The organism is Arthrobacter sp. 7Tela_A1 (assembly GCF_049311065.1).
GTDB lineage: Bacteria > Actinomycetota > Actinomycetes > Actinomycetales > Micrococcaceae > Arthrobacter_B.
Genome location: NZ_JAXIOO010000072.1, coordinates 1 through 4135 on the forward strand (window position 1 = coordinate 1; position 4135 = coordinate 4135).

Below are 4135 nucleotides of genomic sequence, written 5' to 3' on the forward strand. Positions count from 1 at the left end.
CCCCCCCGACATCTTGGCGATTTCCGGCGCTACCGCTCCAGCATGGCCACGGACTTGTTCCACAGGCCAAGGGCAAGCAGGGCATCTCCGGCCTGCTTATTGGGCCGGGCCACCTTGCAGCGGACAAAATACTTTCCGGTCGGATAGTCCTCTCCCGGGGTCCCTTCCGCCAGGTACACCAGGGTCCGGGCGCCACTCTCCGGCGTCCCCAGGAACCTCTTGAGCGGTGTGGCATAGGCGGCGTGCATCGCGGTCCCCGGAGCATTGGAAAAGCTGGACGCGATGGTGCCCGGATGGAAGGAGGTAGACGTGGCTCCGGCGGCACGATAGCGCCTGTCGAATTCCTCGGTGAAGAGGATTTGCTCCAGCTTGCTGTCGCCGTACGCCTTCTGGGGCTTGTAGCCGCGTTCCTGTTCGAGGTCGTCGAGGTCCACGTGGCCGAACAGCCGGTTGGCCAGGCTGGAGGTGTTGATCACCGTGCCCTTGGAATCCAGCAGCCGGTCGGTTAGGAGGCGGGTGAGCAGGAACGGCGCCAGATAGTTCACCTGGAACGTCATTTCGTGCCCGTCGACCGTGACCTGGCGTTCCTTGCCGAAGATGGCGCCGGCGTTGTTCGCCAGGACGTCGATCCGCGGGTAGCGCTGCAGCAGGTCGGAGGCCAGGCTGCGGACCTGGCCGAGGTCGGCGAAATCGGCAGTGAAGTATTCACCGCCGGTGTCCGCAGCGACGGCAGCCGTTTTCTCCAGCGAACGCCCGACGATCACGACGTGGTGCCCGTCCTTGGCGAGCCGTCGCGCTGCGGCCGCACCTACGCCGTCGGACGCGCCGGTGATCACGATCGTCTTGGGAGCCATGCAGGCCTGCTTTCCTGGGAACCGGGCGAGACGGTCCCACCTTAGCGGTGCCGTGGCGCGAACGGTATCCATCCGCACAAGGCACCCCGGAGGGGGCCACGGCGGCGCTCTTCCATGGCAGGATCGGGCTATGCCTGATCGCCTGATGCTCCTGGATACTGCCTCGCTGTACTTCCGTGCCTTCTATGGAGTCCCGGATTCGATCCGCCGCGGGGACGGGACACCGGTCAACGCCGTGCGCGGACTGGCGGACATGATCGCCAGGCTCACCTCTGAGTTTTCCCCCTCACACCTGGTGGCGTGCTGGGATGATGACTGGCGCCCGCAGTGGCGGGTGGATCTGCTCCCCTCTTACAAGGAGCACCGGGTGGCGCACGTCGTTGACGGCGGATCTGACATCGAGGTGGTCCCGGACGCGCTCGAGGCCCAGATCCCGATGATCCGCAGGATGCTCGCCCTGGCAGGTATACCGGTGGTCGGCGTTCCCGGCTACGAGGCTGATGACGTGATCGGCAGCTACGCCGCGCAGGCCACGATGCCGGTCCACGTCGTCACCGGGGACCGGGACCTGTTCCAGGTCATTGACGACGCACGCCAGGTGCGGGTGCTCTACACCGCGGGCGGAATGAAGAACCTCAAGGACATGGACGACGCCGCCGTCGTCGCTAAATACCGCGTGCTGCCCGAGCAGTACGCCGACTACGCGACGCTGCGCGGCGACAGTTCCGACGGCCTGCCCGGCGTCGCAGGCATTGGAGAGAAGACCGCGGCATCCCTGCTTGCCGAGTTTGGCACCCTGGAGTCCCTGCAGGCCGCCGTGGAAGACCGAAGCAGCGAACTGTCCGCGGCCATGCGCGCGAAGCTGACCGCGGCAGCGGACTACCTCGCCTCCGCGCCGAGCGTGGTGCGGATTGTCCGGGACCTTGACGTCCCGTCCCCGGAAGACGCCGGCGCCCGGCTTGCGCCGGTGACCGGAGACCGGCGGGCCGAACTCGAATCCCTGGCCGGGGAATGGAACCTCGGAGGTTCGGTCCGCCGGCTGATCGATTCCCTGGATTCCACCGGCTAACCCGTCCAGCGGCAGCTCCGGGATATCCTGCCGAAGACAACAACGGCACAGAGGAACGGTTCAACGGTGGCTGCACGCAGGGACAAGACAAGGGCCGCACCCGCCCTCCCCACCCGGCGGCGGGTACTGTCCGTGCTCGTGGCCGGCCAGATCCTGGGCGGGATCGGCATGGGCGCGACGCTGTCGCTGGGCGCTCTCCTGGCGGCAGAGCTCTCCGGCTCCCCCGCCTTCTCCGGCATGGCGGCCACCATGAGCACACTGGGCGCGGCAGCGGCAGCGGTTCCCCTGGCCCGGCTGGCGCAGACGTCCGGCCGCCGGGTCTCCCTCTCCACTGGAGTCCTGATTGCAGCGGTGGGTTCCATCACCGCCGTCGGCTCGGCCGTAACCGGCATCTTCCCCCTGCTGCTCGCGGGGCTGGCGCTGCTTGGCGCCGGAAGCGCCGTCAGCCTGCAGGCCCGGTTCGCCGCTGGTGACCTGGCCACGGAAGCGACCCGGGGCAAAGACCTGTCCGTGGTGCTGTGGTCCACCACGATCGGCGCGGTTCTGGGACCGAATCTCTTTGGTCCGGGCGAGGTCCTCGGGGCCGCCCTGGGACTGCCTCCGCTGACGGGTGCCTTCGTCTTTTCGCTCTCAGCCCAGCTGGCTGCGGCGGCGGTCTACCTCTCCGGCCTGCGCCCGGATCCGCTGCTGGCCCTGAAGCGGCTGTCCGGCGACGACGGCGACGGGGTCCCGGATCAGGGCCCGTCCCGGCCCAGGCGCGGCGGACTCTCGGTCCTCCGGCATGCCCCGGCGGCACGGTATGCCGTCGCGGTCATCGCCCTCAGCCATGCAGTGATGGTCGCACTGATGTCGATGACCCCGGTCCACCTGGCCAGCCACGGTGCGGCCATCAGCATCATCGGCTTCACCATCAGCCTGCACATCGCCGGAATGTATGCGCTCTCCCCGGTCTTTGGCTGGCTCTCGGACAGAACCGGACGCCGGAAGGTCATCTTGGGAGGACAGCTCCTGCTGCTCTCTGCCTTGATCCTCGCCGGAACCGGCTCAGAGTCCTCCGCCGTGGTGACCGTCAGCCTGGTCCTGCTGGGGCTGGGCTGGTCTGCCTCGGTGGTGTCGGCGTCGGCCCTGGTATCGGAGTCCGTGGCCGTTCCCGACCGCACGGCGGTCCAGGGGATTTCAGATCTGGGGATGAACGCCGCGGGGGCGCTTGGCGGGGCGCTGGCCGGTCCGGTACTCGCTGCGGCGGGGTACTCCGGCCTGGGCTACGCGGCCGTGCTGCTGGTCGCGGTCGTCATCGCCTGGACTGCTGTTGGTGCCCGAAGTGGGACTCGAACCCACACACCTTTCGATACTGCATTTTGAGTGCAGCGCGTCTGCCAATTCCGCCATTCGGGCAGGCCCTGTGATGTTGATCAAACGTTCTGATCTACCGTGTTGGGCGCGAAACTACTCTACATGCAGATAGTCTGATTTCGTGAACTGCCGGCGCCACCGGTAGTGCTGTCGTCTTTAGAGGAGCATCTGTGTCTGAGTCATCCGAGCCCGTACCGTCCAACACCCCCGCGCGGCGCGTCCTCGTTGCTGAAGACGAGACGCTGATCCGCCTCGACATCGTGGAGATCCTGACCGGCGAAGGCTATGAAGTCGTCGGCGAAGCAGACAACGGCGAAAAGGCCGTGCAGATGGCCAACGAGCTCAAGCCGGACCTGGTGCTCATGGACGTGAAAATGCCCGTCATGGACGGCATCACCGCCGCTGAAGCCATCGTCAAGGCCCGCATCGCGCCCGTCGTCCTGCTCACGGCGTTCAGCCAGAAGGAACTGGTGGAGCGGGCACGTGAAGCCGGCGCCATGGCCTACGTGGTCAAACCCTTCACCCCTGCGGACCTGATTCCCGCCATCGAGATAGCCCTCTCCCGGCATGAGGAAATCAAGGCGCTGGAAGATGAGGTCACCGACCTCAAGGAACAGTTCGCTACCCGCAAGCTGGTGGAACGCGCCAAGAGCCTGCTCACCACCAAGATGGGGCTGACCGAACCGGAAGCGTTCCGCTGGATCCAGAAGACTTCCATGGACCGCCGCCTCAGCATGCGCGAGGTTGCTGAGACCATCATCAACCAGGTCAACTAAGAACACACCAGCACAACAAGAGTCCCCCGCCGGCACGGTGCCGGCCGGGGCGCATTGCCTGGGGGGCCGCGTGATGGGGTTGG

The 4135-nt window shown here is 66.7% G+C and carries 4 protein-coding genes, 1 tRNA gene and 1 pseudogene; 3 read left to right on the top strand and 3 right to left on the bottom strand.

The genetic code is table 11. From position 1 onward, the window contains the following. Nucleotides 1-29: 29 nt before the first annotated feature. A complete protein-coding gene (locus tag TVB01_RS16480) occupies nt 30-854 on the bottom strand; it encodes an SDR family NAD(P)-dependent oxidoreductase (protein WP_422456983.1) in 825 nt (274 codons plus the stop codon). A 130-nt stretch (nt 855-984) separates the two neighbouring features. On the opposite strand from TVB01_RS16480, the gene TVB01_RS16485 reads away from it, so the two are divergent. Continuing rightward, complete coding sequence (locus tag TVB01_RS16485; RefSeq protein ID WP_422456984.1) at nt 985-1923, top strand: 5'-3' exonuclease; 939 nt, start codon at nt 985-987, stop codon at nt 1921-1923. A gap of 168 nt (nt 1924-2091) precedes the next feature. Beyond that, a pseudogene (locus TVB01_RS16490) lies at nt 2092-3165 on the top strand (MFS transporter); the annotation flags it as partial. On the opposite strand, the gene TVB01_RS16495 reads toward TVB01_RS16490, so the two are convergent. Both TVB01_RS16495 and TVB01_RS16500 read right to left on the bottom strand, forming a co-directional pair. Beyond that, on the bottom strand, nt 3100-3261 hold the full coding sequence (locus TVB01_RS16495) for a hypothetical protein (protein WP_422456985.1): 162 nt from the start codon (nt 3259-3261) through the stop codon (nt 3100-3102). The pseudogene TVB01_RS16490 and the gene TVB01_RS16495 sit on opposite strands and share 66 nt — an antisense overlap. Further along, nucleotides 3234-3318 (bottom strand) — tRNA-Leu (locus TVB01_RS16500). The genes TVB01_RS16495 and TVB01_RS16500 overlap by 28 nt, the downstream gene beginning before the upstream one ends. A 128-nt stretch (nt 3319-3446) precedes the next feature. On the opposite strand from TVB01_RS16500, the gene TVB01_RS16505 reads away from it, so the two are divergent. Then, entirely contained in the window at nt 3447-4052 is a 606-nt protein-coding gene (locus tag TVB01_RS16505; RefSeq protein WP_422456986.1) for an ANTAR domain-containing response regulator, read from the top strand. Nucleotides 4053-4135: the final 83 nt, after the last annotated feature.

Excerpts from the sequence above, each read along its gene's own strand:
- TVB01_RS16485 (WP_422456984.1), top strand. The coding sequence starts at position 985 with ATGCCTGATCGCCTGATGCTCCTGGATACTGCCTCGCTGTACTTCCGT.
- TVB01_RS16480 (WP_422456983.1), bottom strand. The coding sequence starts at position 854 with ATGGCTCCCAAGACGATCGTGATCACCGGCGCGTCCGACGGCGTAGGT.